This window comes from Paenibacillus sp. EB106-04-04-XG159 (assembly GCF_058791835.1).
In genome coordinates this window covers 44,277-65,990 of sequence record NZ_JBYTDY010000003.1, presented here as the reverse complement: position 1 = coordinate 65,990, position 21,714 = coordinate 44,277, and the positions used below count along the sequence as shown (strand labels likewise).

The 21,714-nt window shown below is 47.2% G+C and carries 14 protein-coding genes; 13 read left to right on the top strand and 1 reads right to left on the bottom strand.

The features are described from left to right. The first annotated feature begins 147 nt into the window (after positions 1-147). The 5 genes from AC3WTP_RS04635 (at position 148) to AC3WTP_RS04615 (ending at position 6,988) form a co-directional block, all read left to right on the top strand. Complete coding sequence (locus tag AC3WTP_RS04635) at positions 148-1,356, top strand: amino acid deaminase/aldolase (protein ID WP_492393416.1); 1,209 nt, start codon at positions 148-150, stop codon at positions 1,354-1,356. Further along, positions 1,341-2,663, top strand: coding sequence for a D-arabinono-1,4-lactone oxidase (locus AC3WTP_RS04630; protein ID WP_492393415.1), 1,323 nt, complete (start codon positions 1,341-1,343; stop codon positions 2,661-2,663). Before AC3WTP_RS04635 ends, AC3WTP_RS04630 begins: the two co-directional genes overlap by 16 nt. 719 nt (positions 2,664-3,382) lie before the next feature. Continuing rightward, complete coding sequence (locus tag AC3WTP_RS04625; protein ID WP_492393414.1) at positions 3,383-4,342, top strand: ABC transporter permease; 960 nt, start codon at positions 3,383-3,385, stop codon at positions 4,340-4,342. A gap of 18 nt (positions 4,343-4,360) precedes the next feature. Beyond that, positions 4,361-5,272 carry a carbohydrate ABC transporter permease gene (locus AC3WTP_RS04620; protein ID WP_492393413.1) on the top strand — a complete coding sequence of 304 codons (912 nt, stop codon included), beginning with the start codon at positions 4,361-4,363 and terminating at the stop codon, positions 5,270-5,272. Positions 5,273-5,395: 123 nt separating this feature from the next. Beyond that, entirely contained in the window at positions 5,396-6,988 is a 1,593-nt protein-coding gene (locus AC3WTP_RS04615) for a type 2 periplasmic-binding domain-containing protein (RefSeq protein WP_492393412.1), read from the top strand. 67 nt (positions 6,989-7,055) lie between these two features. On the opposite strand, the gene AC3WTP_RS04610 is transcribed toward AC3WTP_RS04615, so the two are convergent. Further along, positions 7,056-9,320 carry a helix-turn-helix domain-containing protein gene (locus AC3WTP_RS04610; protein ID WP_492393411.1) on the bottom strand — a complete coding sequence of 755 codons (2,265 nt, stop codon included), beginning with the start codon at positions 9,318-9,320 and terminating at the stop codon, positions 7,056-7,058. Between the two features lie 297 nt (positions 9,321-9,617). Between AC3WTP_RS04610 and AC3WTP_RS04605 the strand changes: the two genes are divergently transcribed. The 8 genes from AC3WTP_RS04605 (at position 9,618) to AC3WTP_RS04570 (ending at position 21,635) form a co-directional block, all read left to right on the top strand. Continuing rightward, entirely contained in the window at positions 9,618-10,622 is a 1,005-nt protein-coding gene (locus tag AC3WTP_RS04605; RefSeq protein WP_492393410.1) for an asparaginase, read from the top strand. Positions 10,623-10,692: 70 nt separating this feature from the next. After that, positions 10,693-12,171 carry a M17 family metallopeptidase gene (locus AC3WTP_RS04600; RefSeq protein ID WP_492393409.1) on the top strand — a complete coding sequence of 493 codons (1,479 nt, stop codon included), beginning with the start codon at positions 10,693-10,695 and terminating at the stop codon, positions 12,169-12,171. Between the two features lie 162 nt (positions 12,172-12,333). Next, positions 12,334-14,718: an AraC family transcriptional regulator gene (locus tag AC3WTP_RS04595; protein ID WP_492393408.1), complete on the top strand. Its 2,385-nt coding sequence runs from the start codon at positions 12,334-12,336 to the stop codon at positions 14,716-14,718. A 226-nt stretch (positions 14,719-14,944) separates the two neighbouring features. Then, complete coding sequence (locus AC3WTP_RS04590) at positions 14,945-15,922, top strand: ABC transporter permease (RefSeq protein WP_492393407.1); 978 nt, start codon at positions 14,945-14,947, stop codon at positions 15,920-15,922. A gap of 54 nt (positions 15,923-15,976) precedes the next feature. Beyond that, on the top strand, positions 15,977-16,867 hold the full coding sequence (locus AC3WTP_RS04585; RefSeq protein ID WP_492393406.1) for a carbohydrate ABC transporter permease: 891 nt from the start codon (positions 15,977-15,979) through the stop codon (positions 16,865-16,867). A gap of 34 nt (positions 16,868-16,901) precedes the next feature. Then, on the top strand, positions 16,902-18,614 hold the full coding sequence (locus AC3WTP_RS04580) for an ABC transporter substrate-binding protein (protein WP_492393405.1): 1,713 nt from the start codon (positions 16,902-16,904) through the stop codon (positions 18,612-18,614). A gap of 696 nt (positions 18,615-19,310) precedes the next feature. Further along, the gene (locus AC3WTP_RS04575) at positions 19,311-19,685 is read left to right on the top strand and encodes a DUF423 domain-containing protein (RefSeq protein WP_492393404.1); all 375 of its coding nucleotides are present in this window, start codon (positions 19,311-19,313) and stop codon (positions 19,683-19,685) included. Between the two features lie 30 nt (positions 19,686-19,715). Beyond that, positions 19,716-21,635 carry a putative bifunctional diguanylate cyclase/phosphodiesterase gene (locus AC3WTP_RS04570; protein ID WP_492393403.1) on the top strand — a complete coding sequence of 640 codons (1,920 nt, stop codon included), beginning with the start codon at positions 19,716-19,718 and terminating at the stop codon, positions 21,633-21,635. Positions 21,636-21,714: the final 79 nt, after the last annotated feature.

Sequence of the window (21,714 nt, the reverse complement as noted above, 5' to 3'; positions counted from 1 at the left end):
TCATATTGTTAAAATATGACTGTCCAGCAATGATCATACAACTCTTTTAAAAATAGAATGAATTTCCATTTAGTATCGATTAAAATGGAAACGATTGCATGTTTAGCAAACGTTAGAGGACGGAGATGCATAGGAGGCTGACCGTATATGGCAGAGTTAGAGCTAAACCGAAGGTCGTATGCGCAATACAAGGCGGCATTCGCCCATGTGCCAATGCCGTATGCATTCCTCGATATGGACATCCTGCAGTCCAATATCGAGGATGCGCTTCGCCGCAGCGGCAGCAAGCAGATTCGAATCGCCAGCAAGTCGATTCGATCTGTGGAGGTGCTGCAGTATATCCTGCGGCAGGATGCGCGCATTCGCGGGGTGATGTGCTACTCACCGCGCGAAGCGGTATGCTTGGCCGAGCGCGGCTTGGATGACTTGCTGATTGGCTATCCGGCCTGGGAGGTCGAAGCTGTCAAGTCAGCCGCGAGGATGATCGCGCAAGGCAAGACGATCATATTCATGGTGGATGAATGGGATCAGGTGCAGCACTTAGAGAAGCTAGCGAAACTATCCGGCGTCGTTATCCCGCTATGCTTGGATGTGGATATGTCCTCTGACCTATACGGCATCCACTTCGGCGTATGGCGCTCACCTGTAAGGACGGTCGAAGCGGCAGTAGAGTTGGCTGAACGGATTGCCGCATCTCAATATGTGCGCTTGGACGGCATCATGGGCTACGAAGCGCAGATCGCGGGTATCGGCGATGCGGCGCCGCGTAAGGCGCTGAAGAATGCGCTTATCCGCCATATGAAGCGGCGCTCGATCGTCGAGCTCGCTGCGAAGCGAGCGCACATCCTGCAGCGCCTGCGAGAGAAGGGCATCGCCGTTCGCTTCGTTAATGGCGGCGGAACCGGCAGCATCGCCTCCACCTGCGCAGAGGAGGCCGTTACGGAAGTGACGGTCGGATCAGGCTTCTATTCGCCTGGCTTATTCGACAACTATCAAGACTTCCGCAACGGTCCCGCCGCAGGCTTCGCGATCGAGATCGTGCGCCGCCCGAAGCCGCAAGTGTATACCTGCCACGGCGGAGGGTATATTGGCTCTGGCGCCGCAGGAGCGGATAAGCTGCCTGTGCCATATCTTCCGCATGGAGCCAAGCTGCTGGCGATGGAAGGGGCGGGTGAAGTGCAAACGCCGCTTCACTATGCAGGATCCGAGCCATTAATGCTTGGCGACCCGGTCTTTATGCGCCACAGCAAGGCAGGAGAGCTGTGTGAACGATTTACAGTACTGCATACATACGCAGATGGTCAAGTAACGGGCACGATGAAGACGTATCGGGGAGAAGGATGGTGTTTTGTGTGATTAAGGTAGAACAGCGGGCCTGGAGCAATTGGTCAGGACTCGCCCACAGCACCCCAGAACAACTCGTATATCCTGAATCCGTACAAGAGGTGCAAGGAATTATTCGCGAAGCGAATACCAGTGGAAGAACGGTTCGCGTTATGGGCTCCGGTCATTCCTTCACTCCGCTGCTGGAAACAGATCATATTCACTTATCGCTTGACAAGATGCAGGGCATATCAGGAATTGATCAGGTCCGTTCCGTGGCCGATGTATGGGCGGGAACGAAGCTGCACACTCTTGGAGATGAACTGTGCAAGAGAGGCTACGCACAAGAGAACCTGGGCGATATTAATAAGCAGTCGATTGCTGGCGCGTTTAGCACGGGCACACATGGAACAGGCGCGAACTATGGAATTATTTCCACGCAAATTGCACAAATTACCGCTGTGACAGGCAGCGGTGAGGTTCTGACATGCAGTGAGGCCGAACATCCGGATGTGTTCAAAGCGATGCTCGTATCGCTGGGCGCGCTTGGTGTGATCACCAACGTACAAGTGAAGGTGATTCCGGCCTCTCGAATGCATTTTAAGAGTTATCGCATGACTCATGAGCAAGTATTAAACGACCTCTCATCATTAAACAGAGACAATCGGCACTTTGAGTTTTACTGGTTCCCTCACACGGATCAAGTGCAGGTCAAGATTATGAACGCAACAAGCCAGCAGCCAACGAAAAATGGAGCGTGGAATCATTTTAATAAGCTTATTCTGGAGAATTACTCCTTCTGGTGTTTATCCCAAGCGTGCCGAATAGTCCCTAAACTTACCGCCCCAGCAAGCAAATTATCGGCTGCGCTTATACCCATGATGGAAGAGGTCGGTTATGCTCATGAGCTGTTTGCAACCCCAAGATTAGTTCGTTTCAGTGAGATGGAATATAATATTCCTGCCGAAGCGATGAAGCCGGCACTCGAGGACATACGCGCATGTGTGGAGAAGCGTCGCTTCGCGGTACATTTTCCGATTGAATGCCGTTATGTCCGTGGTGATGATATCTGGTTAAGCCCTGCATATGGTCGAGATTCGGCTTATATCGCGGTTCATATGTTTAAAGGTATGCCGTATAAGGAATATTTCAAGGCTATGGAAGATATTCTCCTCAGCTATGGAGGCAGACCGCATTGGGGGAAGTTACATACGCAGAAGGCTGAGCAGCTGGCCTCCTTATATCCGAGATGGAATGACTTCCTTGAAGTTCGCCGCAGATTGGACCCTAAAGGGGTATTGCTTAATCCATATTTGAAATCACTGTTCGGAATTCTGTAATTTTTGACCTGACTAACGCTGTTTAAACGACAATTTCTAGGCGTGATCGTTCACTTACGAGATTCGCTGGATCAGCCAGAGCGCTGCACGGTTACAGCCGAGCAAGCGTTTGTATACTTGAAATTGATCGAACAGCCTAAAACATATGTATAGCAAGAATAGTTTGCTCCGCTTCGAGTTAGAAGCGGGGCTATTTTTATGACAATGTTGAGTTCAGCTTCGGTAACAATCGATAATTCGACTAATATTTCCCGAGAAATATATCAAATATATCCAATAGATCAATAATAATAGACTGAAATGCCTAGATAGCGTTCTAAACGCACTTGAACTTCACTATAAAAGATGAACTAGCTGTGATTGTCGCTTGTAAATACGAACAAAAATAACTGTGAGAATTGAATAATTGTATGTAAATCATTGGATTGAATCGACATATTGTGAGTACCTTCGAGTTCTGAATGTCGATAATTACCATGTCATTTATGATGTACAAATACTATTTTGAAAGCGTATACTTCAATAGCGGCGCGGTGTTCGGGCGTTTTGAACCTCAAAAACGAAATCGACATATTTCACTACTGGTACAAGAAGCCTACAATATGGAATGTAAGCGTTAGCAGTCGCCGCGGCAGAACAAGACAAGCGCTGCAAGATTAATGCTTAATGCTGATAGATAAGATTAGATTGTTGCAATTTGAAAGGAGGGAGTGGACGCGATGCAAGGAAATGGTCAAGGTGCCCTTTCGATGAACGTTAGTCCTAAAAAGAAAGAAAGTACGTTTAAAAAGAAAATATGGCGGAACTGGGAACTGTACTTATTTATTGCTCCAGCGTTTCTGTATTTCTTAATCTTCCATTACGGTCCGATGTATGGTGTTCAAATCGCATTTAAAAACTTTATCCCTACTAAAGGTATTACGGGGAGTCCATGGGTGGGCTTCGAACACTTTGAGCGATTCTTCGATTCCTATTATTTCTGGGATCTGCTCTGGAACACACTCAGTATCAGCTTGTACGAACTAGTCGTAGGCTTCCCGCTGCCGATTATTTTGGCACTTGCTTTCAATGAAATTAAGGATGGGTTCTTTAAGCGGTCGGTGCAAACGGTTACATATGCACCTCACTTTATCTCAGTCGTTGTAATGGCAGGTATGATTATTACTTTCCTATCTCCATCAACAGGTATCATTATCCACATTATTGAGTTCTTAGGCTTCGACGCTCCTGATTTCTTGACCGACCCGGCTTGGTTTAAGACGATGTACGTATTATCAGGTGTATGGCAAAGTACAGGTTGGGGTACGATCATTTACTTGGCTGCGCTGTCAGGTGTCGATCCGATGCTCCATGAAGCTGCTGTTGTAGATGGCGCGAGCCGTTTGCAGCGTATCTGGAACATTAACATTCCGGCTATCATTCCTACTATTGTAATCTTGCTGATCTTGAACATGGGTAACATCTTGGGTGTTGGCTACGAGAAGATTCTGTTGCTGCAAAACTCACTTAATATGGAATCTTCCGACGTTATTTCGACCTTTGTATATCGTGCTGGTTTGATCGATGCACAGTACAGCTTCTCAACTGCGGTCGGTTTGTTCAATTCAGTTGTTAACTCAATCTTGCTTGTTACCGTTAACTTTATTGCGAAACGTACAAGTGAAAATAGTTTGTGGTAGAAGGAGGGGAAATGTTACATGGCTATAGCAGTAAAAGAATCAAAGACAGATAAGATATTTCTGGCTTGCAACTATATATTTTTGACTTTAGCTCTTATCGTGGTGCTCTATCCATTGGTTTACATTATGAGCGCATCGATCAGTGATCCGAAGCTAGTAAACTCAGGTGAAATGTGGCTGTTCCCAAAAGGCCTCAACTTGGAAGGATACAAGCTAGTATTTGATAATCCGGCGATATGGAATAGTTATGGCAATACGATTGTATATACGTTAGTCGGTACAACCGTAAACTTGCTAGTAACATTGCCTGCTGCATATGCACTAAGCCGTCAAGACTTCTATGGACGTGGTTTCTTTATGGGAATGTTCCTCTTTACCATGTTCTTCAGCGGCGGTCTCGTACCGAGCTACTTGCTTATCAAGAACCTCGGGTTGATCGACAGCATGTGGGCGCTTATCTTACCTGGAGCAGCGTCAGTATGGAATATTATCGTAGCACGCACATTCTTCCAGTCTACGATGCCGAAGGAATTGCAAGAAGCCGCTTATATTGACGGCTGTACGAACATGAGATTGTTCATTAAGATCGTATTGCCTCTGTCGGCACCAATCATTGCGGTTATGGCCTTGTTCTATGGTGTAGGCCATTGGAACAGTTACTTCAATGCCCTTATCTACTTGAACGATGATGCGAAGTATCCATTGCAAATGGTATTGCGTCAGATTCTCGTCTTGCAGGAAATGAGTGCAGAGACAACTGGTGCGGTAGTTAACGCATCTGTAGCAACAGCGATGAACAACAAGGCAGAGGTAGCTTCACTAGTTAAGTACTCTGTCATGATCGTGTCGACGTTGCCGATTATAGCTGTATATCCATTCTTGCAGCGTTACTTTGTACAGGGCGTCATGATCGGCTCAGTTAAAGGTTAATAGAAGCCCGTATACGTAAAGATTACCCTAGCGTGATAATAACTGAGGGCATTAAGTCTTCGATTATTATAAAAATGTTAGACAGTCTTCGGTAGCAAAAGAAAAACAGGGAGGGTTAATGCAATGAAGAAAATGAAAAAGACATGGGCATTGCTGCTGTCCGTCACGATGGTGTTCGGTCTGCTTGCAGGCTGCGGCTCATCGGACAAAAAAGATGGAGAAGCAGCAGCTGGTTCTGCTGACAAAGTAGCAAAAGAAGGCTTCCCAATCGTAGAAGAGCCAATCACAATCAGTATGATGGGACCTGATACCGGTATCAAAAAGTGGGCAGATATGCCTGTATTCCAGGAAATGGAAAAAATGACAAATGTCAAGATTGATTTCCGCAACGCGCCGATGGATAGCTTCGATACGAAGAAAAACCTGGTGTTCGCAAGCGGTGACTTGCCAGATGTATTCTACGCTGCAAATATCACGTCTGATGAGCAAGTGAACTACGGCGGTCAAGGTGTACTCCTTCCATTAGAAGATCTGATTGAGAATTATGGACCAAACATTAAGAAGGTTCTTGACGAGAACCCAGACATTCGCAAATCGATCACTGCGCCAGACGGTCACATCTATGCTTTGCCGAGCATTGATTTGGATGCAGTATGGTACCGCGGTCCAATGTGGTATAACGGTGAATTCCTGAAAGCTTTGAATATGTCTGAGCCTCAAACAATTGATGAGCTTTACACATACTTGAAGCGCGTTAAGACAGAAGACCCTAACGGCAACGGTAAAGCTGACGAAATTCCATTTACATCTGGTAAGCTGGATGATACTCGCATGTGGTTGCTCTCTTCTTGGGGCATTTACAACGAAGTCTACTACGCAGATAAAGAAGGAAAAGTTCACTATACACCAATGGAAGAAGGCTACAAAGAGTATCTGACTTTCATGAACAAACTGTGGACTGAAGACTTGTTGGATAAAGAAACGTTCTCTCAAACTGGCGAGCAGAAGAAAGCTAAAGGTGAAAACAATCAGTTAGGTCTGTTCAATGACTGGCATGCGTACTTCACGCTTGGCGGTGAACCAGATAAAACTGACCCAATGTACAAGCCTGTATCAAGCCCTATGTCACCAGAGCCAGCAATTGCTAAGCATCCAGGTCTGTCAACAGGTGCGTTTGCAATTACAAGTGCTAACAAGAATCCGGAAGCTTCCATGCGTTGGATTGACTACCATTACTCCTATGACGGCGCATCTTTGTTCATGCATGGTCCAGAAGGTACATTGTGGCAGTATAAAGATAAAGATGCAAAAGTAAAAGAATGGCTTCCAGTACCTGGCGGCGGTGATCGCGAAGAATACCGTGGAACTATGACACCTGACTATGGTATCGTTTCACCAGGTCTCGTAAGTAATGAAATATATAACGGTTTGAAAGGCGATTTCGACGAGTGGCTCAATGAACAAACTGAAACGAAATTGGTTCCTTACGCAAAAGTACCTTATCCAAACGTATTCTTGTCTGATGAAGAGCAAGCAGAAGTAGCGAAATTGCGTTCTGACCTCGACACTTATGTGAAGACGATGGAAGCGAAATTTGTAACAGGTCAAGAGCCTGTGGCAAACTGGGATACTTACGTAGCTCAAATTAAGAAAATGGGCGGAGACAGACTGGTAGAAATCTATCAAGCTGCTTACGATCGTTGGGACTCTAACTAATCGTATTGCAATAAACTAAATCCCCGTAGATAACTTCGGTTATCTCGGGGATTTGGTTTAGATACGGCTATTCATTTTGCTTAGAATATTGCTTCCGATATTGACCTGGTGTATAGCCTGTCTCCTTCTTGAACTTACGAATGAAATTCGGTGTATCCAGATACCCGACACGCGTTATGATGTCTTTCAGTGGTTCATTGGTTGTCAGTAATAGACGGATCACCTCATCCAAACGGCGCCTCCATATATATTGCGAAAAGTTATAACCTGTCCGTTCCTTAAAGGTACGGCTCAGGTAAGAAGTCGAGATGGAGTATTTGAGAGCAACATGTTCCAAGCTTAATGTATAATCGGCATACGATTGATCAATATAGGTGACGATATCGTCCACTAGCGAATACTGATCGCCTTCCGTTTTGCGAACGGACTGTTCACATATTTGCATCATCAATAAGGAAAGCTTCTGCTTCAATTCCGTTAACGATTCGAATGAAGTGATGTTCGGTATATCATGAACAACATCGTGCATATCGAGCTCTGAAGCCGTTTTTAGAATGGTGTTCAGCAGGTCGAAGCATATGCAGCGTGTGAGAGCTACCGATAACGTCTGTGACTGAATCATTTGGATGATCGAGTCGAGCATGTGAATGGCCAGCGTTTCATTGCCTTGCTTCAAGCTTTGTGTAAGTTTAAGCAGTATATTTTTCGGAATCCAGTACGTTTCATCTGCATTGTGTATCAGCTTCTCAAAATAAGTGATACTGCCATTGCCGCTGATGATTCGCATTTCTAGTGCTGTTGCGGCTTCAATGTAGGATTCGACCAGATCATCAAGCTTATCATAGCTGGTACCGATTCCGATAGAAGGAATGAGATGCGAATTCTCCATCACGAGTGCTCTGATCGTTTCGACGATCTGTTCTTTACGCTGCGGAAGCGGCTGCTCGGGATCGTGTTCCAAGCTAATCATAATAGCGATCTGATCCGAATGAGATTGTTCAATGCCGTAAGCATACGCCTTCTGGGTAGGCAGCTCAAGCTCATACAGCATAGACGCGATTTGCTGGCGATCCTCATCCGTCATAGATATCTCCGGAGGCATGTCCCATGCCATCATGATGACAAAGTAACGACCATTGTCCACTTCGAGCTTGAGAGAACGAATCAATTGCTCCATCTCGGTATCATCCGGCTTGCCGTGCTTGAGGAGCAGCATCAAGCATTGATTGCGAACGTAAGGTTCTTGGAGATCGATACGAGCGCTATAGTCATTAATCGTTTGCCGAATCCAATCCCATTCATTATGTGATTTTACTGTATCCGCTACGGTTGTATTCGTATTTAGCTTCGCAAATTCCATCAAGTCCTGAAGCGGATGGTACTGCTGCTTCGCAACACGGATCGCGATTGGGATGCCAAGCAGAACAACGATTAAGAAGATTGCGATAATCCAGGTTTGCACATGAATCATCCGATCGTAAAATTGGAAGCTAGGCATCGCAGTGACATATGTCCAACCGAACTCCTCAGAATGTACGGAAACAACCGAATGCATACGATTGTTCAGCTTCAAGCTGTGAATACCAGATTCAAGTGCAGATAATTGTTCAAGGTCTTCTGCAGGCAATATATCGCCATGATTATTTTCAGTCAGTATCTGCCCATTTTGATCGAAAATGTAGCTGTTTCCAGTGAAATCGCTCAAGATGGAATCCATCAGCCCTGTCAAATAGGATTCATCTACAAAGTACATGACAGTTGCATGTGGATACGGACTATTCGGTGTTATAGGTACGAGATAGGCAAGCAACGATTGCTCGCGAGAATAAGAAGTCATTTTTTCCGCAGGTCGCAAGTAAGGATATTGGACCTCGTTCAGCTCTCGGAGCAGATCTGAGGCTGCCCACTTCTCAAATTGATACGTATCTTCAAATAGAGACTTTGTATTCGTTAATCCCCGAGATGAGTAAATATTTTCATCGCCTCGAATATATATAAAGATTTCTTCTACTGATGGATTGTTTACCCTATATCTGTCTAATGCTTTTATGGCCTCACGGCTGTAATACGGGTCTCGGAGATTGTACGGTGTCAGTTGTTCGTCGAATGCGATTAAGGCGGCTGTTTCATTTAGCTTTGACATTCGTTCATCGATAGATATCATAACCTGTGTCAGTTGATTCAGATTGGACTGCTCGATTTCTGAACGCAGTGTATCTCCCGAGTTCTTAAAGACAGTAACTGTCACCACAGTCAGTGGAACAAGAAAGATGAGAAGATATGACACCGTGTACTTAAGCAGTATTTTGGATTTAAAGCGGTTCCATTTCAATTGACAGCCTCCTTAATGAGCCTTGAAGAATATATAAATGTTACTCGCAATAAAAAATAGTCATCCTTATATATTCTATCGAAAAATGATATAGTTTTGTCGAGAAATGTTATTTTTTCACAGAGGTAATTAAAGGAAATAGAGGGTGCTGGCTTCTATTTTATTATAGCGACGCTCGTTGAACGGGCTCCCTATAGAGTTGTGACAGCAGGAAAGATACCGGTAAACCTCGAATTATCTAATTGCACAGGAATGCTGTCATGACAACAAACTTTATATAGAAAAGAGGTGTGCGCATTGGAAGGTTTTAAAGTACTGGTTCATGAATATCGTGCGGATGTATTGGAAAATGTGCACTATGGGGCAATTAGTGTAGTAAATGATCGCGGCGAAGTGATCCACCATGTCGGGGATCCAGAGCATATGACGTTCTTGCGCTCGGCCGCAAAGCCGTTCCAAGCGCTTCCAGCAATAAAGCGCGGAGTGGATGCAGCCTTCGGCTTAACAGGGAAAGAAGCTGCCTTGTTTGCGGCTTCTCATCGCGGCGAAGCTTATCATATTGATGCGCTTGAATCGATGAAGAGCAAGGCGGCGATTCGTGAAGAGCAGCTCATCTGCGGCGCTACGTATCCACTGAACGAAGAAGCAAAGGCAGAGCGCTATCGCAATCGGGAAGACAAGCGCCGCCTGTTCCATAATTGCTCAGGCAAGCACATGGGTATGATTATGTGCTGCAAGCTGGCAGACTGGGATGAAGCAACTTACAGCGAGCCGGATCATCCTATTCAACAGGAGATACTGGAAGGTCTATCGATCTTGGCAGGCGTGCCACGCGAGAAGATAGAATTAGGAGTCGACGGCTGCGGCTTGCCCGTACAAGCAATGCCATTGCACGCGATTGGCACAGCATACCTGAAGCTGGCTTGCCCAGATCTAATAGAAGATGCAAGCACCCGAGAAGCGGCGGCGCGCATCGCGAAGCTGATGAACGAGAATCCAACGATGATCGCCGACTCAGCGTTTGTATGCTCTGAATTGCTGAAGGATCCTAACATTGCCGCTAAGGGCGGCGCAAAGGGAGTCTACGGCATTGGCCTGCGCAAGGAGCGCATTGGAATCTCACTGAAAGTATCCGATGGCTCTGAGGCGGTATGGCCTGTTATTATCGCGACGATATTGGAACGCATCGGTTATGACAATCAAGAAACGATCGATCGGCTGTACAAGCTCGTCCCGAATGAGATTCGCAATGACGGCGGTCGAATTGTTGGTGTGCGCAAAGCGGTATACGAGTGGGATTAGGGAGTCAGTATGCATTCCGCTATTCTATAACTAATAACTAATGATGAACATAAAGAGGGTTGTCGATTACATGCTTAATAACATAATTTATATAGGAACATCTTCACATACGATTTCAAGCAAAGATGTGCTGATTCTGCCGATAACGGGTGAAGATCAGCATCCATTCTCTGCATCATTAGGCACTTCGGGTGCAGGCAAGCCTGGAGAGGTTACGATCTATCGCAGCCGTAAGCAGGATGAAGCCGACGTGTATCTCGTGCATCTGGGCTCGTATGCGGCGGACGACAGCTGCGAAAGTGTGAGGAGAGCGGCAGGCAAGGCTGCGCGTACGGCTCAACGAGAAGGACGAGAATCGGTAAGACTCGTATGCTGCCTGCCCGGCGCCGCTTGCGCTGATCCTAAGCAAGCAGATACATCCTGGTTAAGTGCATGGATGGAGGGCTGGCTATTCGGGTTGTATCAATTCAGCCAATATCGTTCCAAACAGGCAGCTCCTGTGAAATTAATGCTGGATCCTGCTGATTGGACGCAATGGACAGCTGACCAATTGCATGAAGCGGTACGCATTGCGAACATCCGAGTCAGCGGAAACACTTTCGCCCGTGATCTGGTGAACGAGCCTGCCAACGTGCTGGTACCTTCGGAAATGGTGAATCGAGTCGTTGAACGGTTCAAGGATACACCAGTACAAGTACATGTCTACCGCGGTGAGGAGCTGAAGGAGCGCCAGATGATTGGGCTTCAAACGATCGGAGCGGGCAGCATCCATGAACCAGCCATGATCGAGCTGCGTTATGCCGCTGATCCGAGCCAGCCGCTGTTAGCCTTGATCGGCAAAGGTGTTACCTTTGACATGGGCGGAATGAACGTAAAGAGCGGCTCGGATATTAGCGACGCGCGAATGGATATGGGCGGCGCCGCGGCTGTGCTTGGCGCAATGGACATTCTCGTCGCGATGGAAGCAAAGGTCAATGTTACCGCCTTGATTCCAGTTGTTGAAAATGTTCCAGACGCCAAAGCTGTGCTGCCGTCAGCTGTTATTCGATATCCGAACGGCTTGAGCGTTCAGATCGGCAATACGGACGGCGAGGGGCGTCTGATCCTTGCGGATGCGCTGCTTCACGCTGCAGACTTGGGCGCTGTCAAAGCAGTCGATATTGCTACGCTGACTGGCAATGTAGGCGCAGCGCTTGGACTGGGCATCGCTGGTATATGGGGCGATGTGGATATGAGCGCAAGTCTCATTCAGTGCGGTGAAGCCTGCGGCGAGCGGCTGTGGCCTATGCCGCTGATGGATGAGTATGAAGCTTATTTGCGAAGCGATTATGCGGATATCAACAATACGAGCTCATTGCCGCTTGCCGGCGCGATCACCGCAGCCTTGTTTATTCGCCGCTTCGTAGCGGAAGGAATGAAGTGGACTCACATCGACATGGCTGGGACGTCGCAGTACAAGTCGGATGTAGGCTACGCGGAAGCGGGTGCTTCCGGTTACGGCGCTCGTTTGCTAGCTGATTACGCGATCCAACAAGCTGGTCTGCAATAGAATGAACTCATAATACATCTTAGCGAAGCGGATAACTGATAAGTTATTCGCTTTTTCTTTGTAATGATTTGTGGATGCTAGTATGGTTTTGTACGCGGTGTTAAAATATGTATATTTCAGGTGTGTTAGTTACAACGGAAAACGATCGAGAGGAGGCTAGTCATGTCTAAACCGCAGCGCACCACCAAATATGGAAACGGTTACATAAACGTGCGGATCAGCGCAGCCTGGAAACGCAAATGGATCGACCGGATATGGCTGCGCTTCTTATTGCCGTATCTGTTGTTCTTGGGGCTGACATTGTTTACAGGCTGGCTCGCTTATCATTCTACGATCGACGCGCTGGAGCGAGAGGTGCTGAATCGAAACGCCAAGACGCTTCAGCAGGCTCAAGTGCTGCTGGATGCTCGATTGAACGAGGTGGAGTCGATTGTACAGCAAACGGTCGAGCATCCAAAGGTGAAAGGCTTTCAGGTTGTACGCGAACCGTTCAAAGGCACGAACACGTTTCAGGTGATGTCAACGCGCTCATCGCTAAGCGATTATAGTGCGAGCAACAAGTTTCTGCTCGACTATTTCGTCGCTTTTAAGAACAGCCGACTCATCATATCGCCGGATCGTGTGCATTTAATGGATACATTTTACGATGATGTGTTAGAAGTGGAAGGCTGGACGAAGGAAGAATGGGAACAGAGGATTCTAAATTCCTACCATTCTCGTGATTATTATGGCGCCGCGGAAATTAGGTATGGAATCCATAAAGAACCGATGATCGCCTATGTCAGATCGCTTGGCTATCCAGGCTATTATCCAGGCGCTGTCGTTGCGCTGATCTCTCATCAAGAGATTGAGAAGCTGCTGCCGGTTCAGCATGGCGGGTGGATTCAGATTGTCGGTGAGAATCAACAAGTGATTGGCTCCAGCGGAAAGTTGCCGGAGCGCAAGGAAACTGCGCTGTTAATTAGCAAGTTGGCGGATGAGCGCGAGCAATTTAGAACTCGTATAGACGGGGAGGAAATGCTGGTCTCGCAGATTGTATCCCCTAAGACAGGCTGGACGTTTGTTGCGGCACAGCCTACTGCGGAGGTGTTGAAGAGCGTCGAGGAGATGAAGCAGACGACCTTCACGCTCGTCGGTTTGTCACTTGCGCTTATTCTCCTGCTTGCCTATTGGCTGTCGCGGAAGAACAGCAGGCCGCTTGAACGGCTGTATGCGGATGTGCTTCCGCTCACGAATTCTAGCCTGCCAGGCAAGCGCAAGGACGTGTTCACTTCGCTGCGCGATGTGTACAGCGAGCTGCTGGAAACGACCAAGACGCTCAACCGGAAGCTCGTCGAGCGGCAGGAATATGCGCGGCTCGCTGTATTCGGCAAGTGGCTGCGCGGCGGGTACGCTTCCGACCAGCAGCTGCAAGCCTCGCTTGAACATGCGGGCTTGGATCGGAGCGCGAGCCGCTATGCAGTGGCCTTGCTTCAGCTTGGCTGGCACGGTGACGATTGGAGCCCATCCGTCTTGCATGAGATGGAGCTGAAGCGGCTCCAGGTGCTGGATGAAGCAGGGAGCTTCGGTCTCGTTCCATATGATGCAATCGATATCGAACAAGACCAGGTGGCGCTGCTCTTCTACGATATAAGTACGCTCGGCAGCGGCGCCGCTGATGATGCCTTCGACAGCGGCATCGGCCTCACGTTGATCGAGCTCAGCGAACGATTAAAGCAGCAGCACGTTACGCTTATCTGCACCGTGGGCGGCATCGTGACGGAACGGCTCGATGTGCCGCGGGCGTTGGAGCAGGCGAGACAGTTGGCCGCTTCAGCAGAGCGTGAAACCGATAAGGCCATCCTATGGTGGGATGAGCAAGCCGTATCCAGGTACAGTATGTACTCCTATAGCGCGGACACCGAGCAGCGGCTCTTACACGCGATCCGTGCTGGAAACGAGGATATCGCGGCTCAACTGTTTCAGATCATATGGGCTGACAATTGGAGCAAGCTGGAGATATCCTCCGTCATGAGGCAGTGGCTGCTGATGGATGTATATGCGACACTCTTGAAGCAGTCCATTGCTCTGGATATCCCTTTGAAGCAAGATCCCGTCAACTTCCAACAGCAGCTGATGAAGTCAGGCGGTGGATTAACGAAGCTGTTCCGACACATTGAAGCGGAGGCATACCACTTATGTCACGCGGTTAATGAAAGAAAGCGCAGTCGCAATGAGAACCTTCTTGAAGAGATGATGCGGTACATTCACGATCACTTCGCTGATCCGTCCTTATCGTTAACTGCGATTGCAGATGAAATGCAGGTGTCAGAAGCGTATGTGTCAGCTTTCTTTAAAGAACAATGCGGCATCAATTTCTTCGATTATGTTGAACGCTTTCGCCTATCTGCCGCCAAGGAAATGATGAAGAACGGCGCACCGCTAACATCCATCGCAGAGCAGGTTGGATACAATTCACTCAATTCATTCAGTCGCGCTTTCAAGCGAGTCCACGGCACCAGCGCTACAGAATATCGAAAAACGCATAGTCACATAAAAACGGAATAATGCCTTTTCTTAACTATTGCACAGGATATGAAAACGGCTTATTTTCGAGGATATCACTTGCTTATATAATGGGTGCACGGCCATAGAGGGGCGTGCACCATTTGTTTTATGGTCAACAAACATGAATGCGATTTCACTCGCGTGCATGCTGTAGTCCTAATCATCTCTTGCATGATGCTTCTATAATAGCAGCCGATTTCGTTCATTAGAATTGGAGGTGCAGCTCATGCCGGCTTACTCGCGGCAAGAAAGGTCCGTTACCGGGAAGCAAAGGGAAAGGCCGCGTCAGCAATTAGCGAGCGCCGGTGCGTACATGAAGCGATCGTGGCAGCTATATGCGTTGTTCTTGCTGCCGCTGCTGTATATTCTAATCTTCAAGTACGGACCCATGATCGGAGCGCAGATCGCATTCAAGGATTATAACGCAGTTAAAGGGTTGTGGGGAAGTGATTGGGCAGGGATGAAGCATTTTCTTCGCTTCTTCAACTCGCATGACTTCTGGCGCATCATGAAGAACACGCTGTTCATTAGCCTATACTCCCTAGTTGTCAGTACACCGCTGCCGATCATGCTTGCATTGAGCTTGAATGCGGTGCGCTTGCGATGGTTCAAGAACACCGTTCAGCTTGTCAGCTACGCCCCTCATTTTATATCGACAGTCGTTATCGTTGGACTTCTACTGCAGCTGCTCGATCCTCGAGCCGGCATGATTAATCAGCTCCTTGGGCTGTTTGGTGTGGAGCCGATCCACTTTATGGGGAAGATGGAGTACTTTAAGTCCATTTTTGTATGGTCTGGCGTCTGGCAGCATATCGGCTTCTCGTGCATCATTTACTTGGCAGCGCTGTCAACCGTTGATCCAGCCCTTCATGAAGCAGCGGTGTTGGACGGGGCGGGCAGAGTGAAACGGATCTGGCATATTGATATGCCGGCAGTTCTGCCGATCGCGATCATTCTGTTGATTCTCAACACGGGTCAACTGCTGGAAACCGGCTTCGAGAAAATTTATCTGATGCAGAATCCGTTAAACTTAAGCACTTCTGAAGTGATAGACACGTATCTGTACAAGATTGGACTGTTATCTCAGGCTATGAATTTCTCCTATGCAACAGCTATTGGTTTGTTCAAATCTGTGATCTCGCTCCTGCTGCTCATGACAGTGAACTATGCGGCCCGCAAGACAGGGCAAGAGAGCTTATGGTAACCGCACTCCGGTTCCTTGTGATGAACATCTATATGCCGCGAAAGGAGGGAGCAGATGGACACGTTCGCTTCGTCAAAAGGTGACCGCTGGTTCCATTGGATCAATAATGTGCTGCTCGGTGTGTTTCTCATTATCGTACTGTATCCCTTAATCTATGTGTTAAGCGCCTCATTCAGCTCGTCAAGTGCCGTCATCTCAGGAAAGGTCTGGCTCTGGCCTGTTGACTTCTCTACGGATGGTTATGTGGCGATATTCCGCCATCGAATGGTGTGGATCAGTCTGCAGAATTCAGTCATTTACACTGTGCTTGGAACGATCATCAGCTTAGTGATGACGATACTAGCTGCTTACCCGCTTTCCCGAGGGGACTTCAAGGGGCGCGGCTTTTTCAATCTCATGTTCGTATTCACCATGATGTTTAGCGGGGGCCTTATTCCTAGCTACTTACTGGTGCGCGAGCTCGGTATGCTGGACAGCATCTGGGCGTTAGTGGTGCCTTCTGCGCTGTCCGTCTGGAATGTCATGATAATGATGACTTATTTCAGGACTAGTATTCCGAAAGAGCTGCAGGAATCCGCGCAGATAGACGGCTGCAATGATTTCAAATTCCTCTTGCGTATCGTACTGCCGTTGTCTGGTCCGATTATTGCAGTTATCACGCTCTTCTACGGTGTTGATATGTGGAACCAGTACTTTAATGCTCTGATCTTCTTAAAAACAGAAAAGTTGTTTCCATTGCAGCTCGTGCTGCGTGAAATCCTGATTCAGAATCAAATCTCTCAAGAAACGCTCGGCGATGTGAAATTGGCAGCAGCGAGACAAGGTCTGCGTGAATTGTTAAAGTATTCGCTTATTGTTGTTTCTTCGGCACCTCTGCTGGTAGTGTATCCTTTTGTCCAAAAATATTTTGTAAAAGGTGTCATGATCGGCTCCATTAAAGGTTAAGATTCTGAAGCTATGATGAAGGGGGAACTTACACATGCGTAAACGATTGTGGTTCACACGACTGTTCGCAGTACTAATGTGTACGGCACTACTAATATCCGCATGCTCCAGCAATACAGGGACGGAACAAGTTGAGCCGGTAAAGGAAGAGAAGCAGGAAGTGAAGAGCGGAGAGAAGAAGGAAGAGGCAGCAGCGCCTATTGAGAAAGGAACTTTCCCACTCTCGAAAGAAAAAGTGACTTTGAAGGTTATGATCCCTTCTAATTCCTTAGTTGAAAACTTTGAGACCAACGAGTTTACGAAATGGTATGAAGAGAAGACGAATGTCAAAGTAGAGTGGACGATCGTGCCTGAGCAAAGCGCGCAGGAGAAGCTGAATCTGATGCTCGCCTCCAACGATTATCCTGATGTCATTATGAGCTTTGGAGTGACGCCTGCACAGCAGATGATATACGGCAAACAGGGTGTATTTCTGCCGCTTAACGATTATATCGACAAGTACAGTGTGAATCTCGTGAAGGCATTTGAGGAAAATAAGGTGATCAAGCCTTCGATTACAGCTCCGGACGGCAACATCTATGCGCTTCCCGAAATCAATGATTGCTACCATTGCTCCATGGCGCAGAAGATGTGGATCTATAAGCCTTGGCTGGATAAGCTGAATCTGCAGGTGCCAACTACGACAGAAGAGCTGTATACGGTGCTGAAAGCGTTCAAGGAGAAGGATCCAAACGGAAACGGCAAACCGGATGAAGTGCCGCTCTCCGGCGCGCCGCGCGGGAAGGGGTGGCTGTCATCCATCGATGGATTCATTATGAACTCATTCGTCTACAACTCCGTATTCAGTGAATCGCGCTACCATATGTATATAGAAAACAACAAGGTACAGGTATCCTATAACAAGCCTGAGTGGAAAGAGGGCTTGAAATATTTGAATAAGCTGTACAGCGAAGGGTTAATTGATCCGCAAGTATTCACGCAGGATGGCGATCAGCTGCTCAAGCTAGGCGAGAATGCCGAAGTTCCTCTGTTAGGCGTTGCTCTTGGAGGTCATCAGGGCATGTTTACACAGATCGCGGGCGAGAGCGGGCGCTGGTTGGATTATGTGACCGTACCAGCCTTGAAAGGTCCAAACGGGGTGCAGTACGCAGGCTATACTCCGTTCGGTTACTCTGTAGGCAAGTTCTTGATTACTAAAAATGCCAAAGATCCTGAGCTTGCATTCCGCTGGGCAGACGGCTTCTATGATGAAGAAACTTCGCTGCGGACGACAATCGGTCGTCCAGATCAGGAATGGCGCGCAGCGAAGGAAGGCGAGATCGGTATCAACGGCAAGCCAGCGAAATGGGCAAGATTAATGGAATACGGTCAGATTCAAAATATTCACTGGGAGCAGACAGGTCCGACTTATCGTTCCAATGACCTACGCTTAGGTGAAGTTGCGCCTAATGATGGCAAGCCGAATCTCGAAGTGATTCTATATAACGAAACGAAGAAGAATTACGAGCCATACAAGCCGGATGCAAGCATGGCGATGCCGCAGCTGTTCTTTACGGATGAGGAATCTTCTGAGCTCTCCGACCTATCAAAGACAATCAATGACTATGTGGATGAGATGCAGGCGCGGTTTGTGATTGGAGATGCAGATATTGAGAAGGATTGGGACTCCTACTTGCAGACGCTTGACAGCATGAACCTGCCTAGATTCTTAGAGATATATCAACAAGCTCTAGACGCTAGAAAATAAAACTTGAACGATAAATAACAAGCTGATGACAAGGTGCGCTCGAAAGGGTGTGCCTTGTCTTTATGTTGGGCGAAACTCGCAAGTTTGGTGAGATAACGGAGGAAAACCGGGTTACAGTGACGAGGCAATGCAGGGATGGGGAGGCCTGAGCGAGATAACAGGTTATTTCCCCGTTACAGAGGTCGAAACTCGCAAGTTAGGTGAGATAACGGGGAAAAACCGTGTAACAGAGAGGAGGCACTGCAAGGATGGGGAGGTCTGAGCGAGATAACAGGTTATTTCCCTGTTACAGCGGTCGAAACTCGCAAGTTTGGAGAGATAACGGGGAAAAACCGTGTTACAGTGCCGAGGTACTGCAAGGATGAGGAAGCTTGAGCGAGATAACCGGTTTTGTTCTAAAGATCATTTACAGTTGAATAAAATGGTTATTAATTTGAATAAACTCACAGTGATTCATTCGGAATATCTTCCTTTTAAATCGTTACCTGTTATAATAAAAATAATCTCGATTCTCCATAATAAAGATCGATAATTGTCGTATTCTTAAATCCCCTTCAGTTCTTTAGACTCATTAACCTTTCCCGGCATTGTTGCACAATTCATTAAATTTCATCTAGAATATGCGTAAAAGATCATATAAGATAGAATTGTTTTGTAGTTAAAAATACCTATATTATTGAATGAGGAGTTGACAACATGCTTCGACGCTATATCTTGATTGGAAGTATTAATGCAGGTTTATCTGTCGCATTAGGAGCTTTTGGTGCGCATATTATGCAAGATATGTTGACAGCCGAGCGTATGGCAACTTATGAAACAGCGGTGCAGTATCATATGGCTCATGCGCTTGCGTTGCTGTTAATTGCTATTCTGGCCGATCGATTACAGGATCAGACGAAGGTTTTGTGGGCGGCAAGGTTAATATGGGTCGGTATTATTATTTTTTCTGGAAGTCTGTATCTATTGTGCTTCACTGACATCGGGATACTCGGAGCCATCACGCCAATCGGTGGGGTCGCTTTCATAGCAGGCTGGCTGATGCTTGCATTAGCTGCTAAGCAACCTTCTTAACAGAGTAAATACCGAAGCCGGGAGGTAGAGATGCGTTTGAAACCCATGGATGGTATGCAACTATCTAAACTGCAATGGAATGCAGAGCACATACTGCCTAGATATTGGACGAGAATAATGTTAGGCATCATTGTAACGTTCAGCCTGGCATTGTGCCTATTGGCTGACGGATGGCTTCGTACAGTATTAATTCTGTGTACGCTTATGTTAATAGGGTATGGCATCATAATGGAGCGAAGTCTCGCTGCTTCACAGCGCCGTATTGAACTCGAACATGATATTCATTATTGGGAAAAATACATAGACAGGATGCCTCATCCGACGCTGCTGATGACGAAGCAAGGGGAGATCGTGATCCTTAATTCCGTCTTTCGCGACAAGAGCGGATTTTCTTCAGATCAAGATGATCCTGAAGTGACGACGCTTTTTGAAGAACGATCCCTTCAAGCGCTGTTATCGACCTTGCGGCAAGTTACGGAAGAAGGTATGCCTAAGCAAATTGAGCTATCAAGCTATCATTCTCTGGGTTTTCGTCAGGATTGGCATGCGGGAGTGATACCATCACCATTTAGTCAATGTGCGTATTCTAAGCTTGTCATGGTCTATCTGCAGGATAATTCGACGTCTCGCTATATGGCCGAGAAGATTCACTATATGTCTTATTATGATGATATGACAGGACTGCCTAATCGCAGGATGTTTGTTCAGAAGCTGGAGGAGTCCATCAACAGCGCGAAGAAGGAACATTTCTCAATTGCGGTGCTCTATATGGATCTTGATCGATTCAAGCGTATCAACGACACCTTCGGTTCTGATTTTGGCGATATGCTGCTGATGCAGATCGCGGATCGTTTGCTTCGCTCGATGACCGACAATGATTTCCTAGCTCGCATGGACAGTGATGAATTTGCTTGCTTTATGAGCTATACCTCAACAGAGGAGGAAGTGGCGGGTCGTGTCGAACAATTGCTTGCGGTTATGCAGGAGCCGTTTGTGCTTGATGGTATACCTGTGCACGTCACGCTGAGCATTGGCGTTGTGTCGGAACGGATTCACGTAGCTCCTGATGATAATGTTACTTTATTTTTGAAGCGGGCAGACGCGGCGTTAACGCTGGTTAAGCAGCGCGGCAAGAACAGCTACCTTTTCTTCTCGTCGGATATGGATACACCTTCACTAGAACGGATCACTCTTGAGCATGAGATGCTGAAAGGACTGCAAGATGGTCAGTTTGAATTGTACTACCAGCCGCAGGTGGAGTTGGATACGAAACAGATTGTCGGCGTGGAGGCGTTGGTACGCTGGAACCATCCACAGCGGGGGATGGTGCCGCCTGCTGAGTTTATCCCTCTGGCTGAGGAGAATGGATTTATTGTTCCACTTGGTGAATGGGTCATCCAAGAAGCATGCCGTCAGAACAAGCAGTGGCAGTCGGAGGGGCTTCCTCATATACCTGTATCCGTTAACTTATCCGTTCGACAATTCGAACAGAATGATCTGATCAAGATCGTTGAGCGTGCACTCGCTGTAACTGGTTTAGAGCCGCGATATTTGGATCTAGAGATTACCGAAACGATGACGATGGATGTTTCTCGCTCACTGCGTGTGATGAAAGATTTGAAGCGCTTGGGCGTAACGATAAGCATTGATGATTTCGGAACAGGGTACAGCTCCCTGCTCTATTTGAAGAACTTTCCGATTAACCGTTTGAAGATTGATCGTTCATTCGTAAGGGATCTGGAGCAGGATCCGAATGATGCCGCGATCGTGTCGGCGATTATCGCGATGGGACATAAGATGAATCTGCAGGTCATTGCGGAAGGCGTCGAGAATAAAGAACAAGTTGAGTTTCTTCAAGAGCATGCTTGCGATGAGCTGCAAGGGTACTATTTTAGCCCGCCGCTTCCAGTCAACAAGATTGAAATGATGCTTAGCACTCAAGTTCAATAGACATCATATATTAAACCCGCTGTTTCTTAATAGGATGGCGGGTTTGTTTCGTCATGGCAATAATCACGAAATATTACGC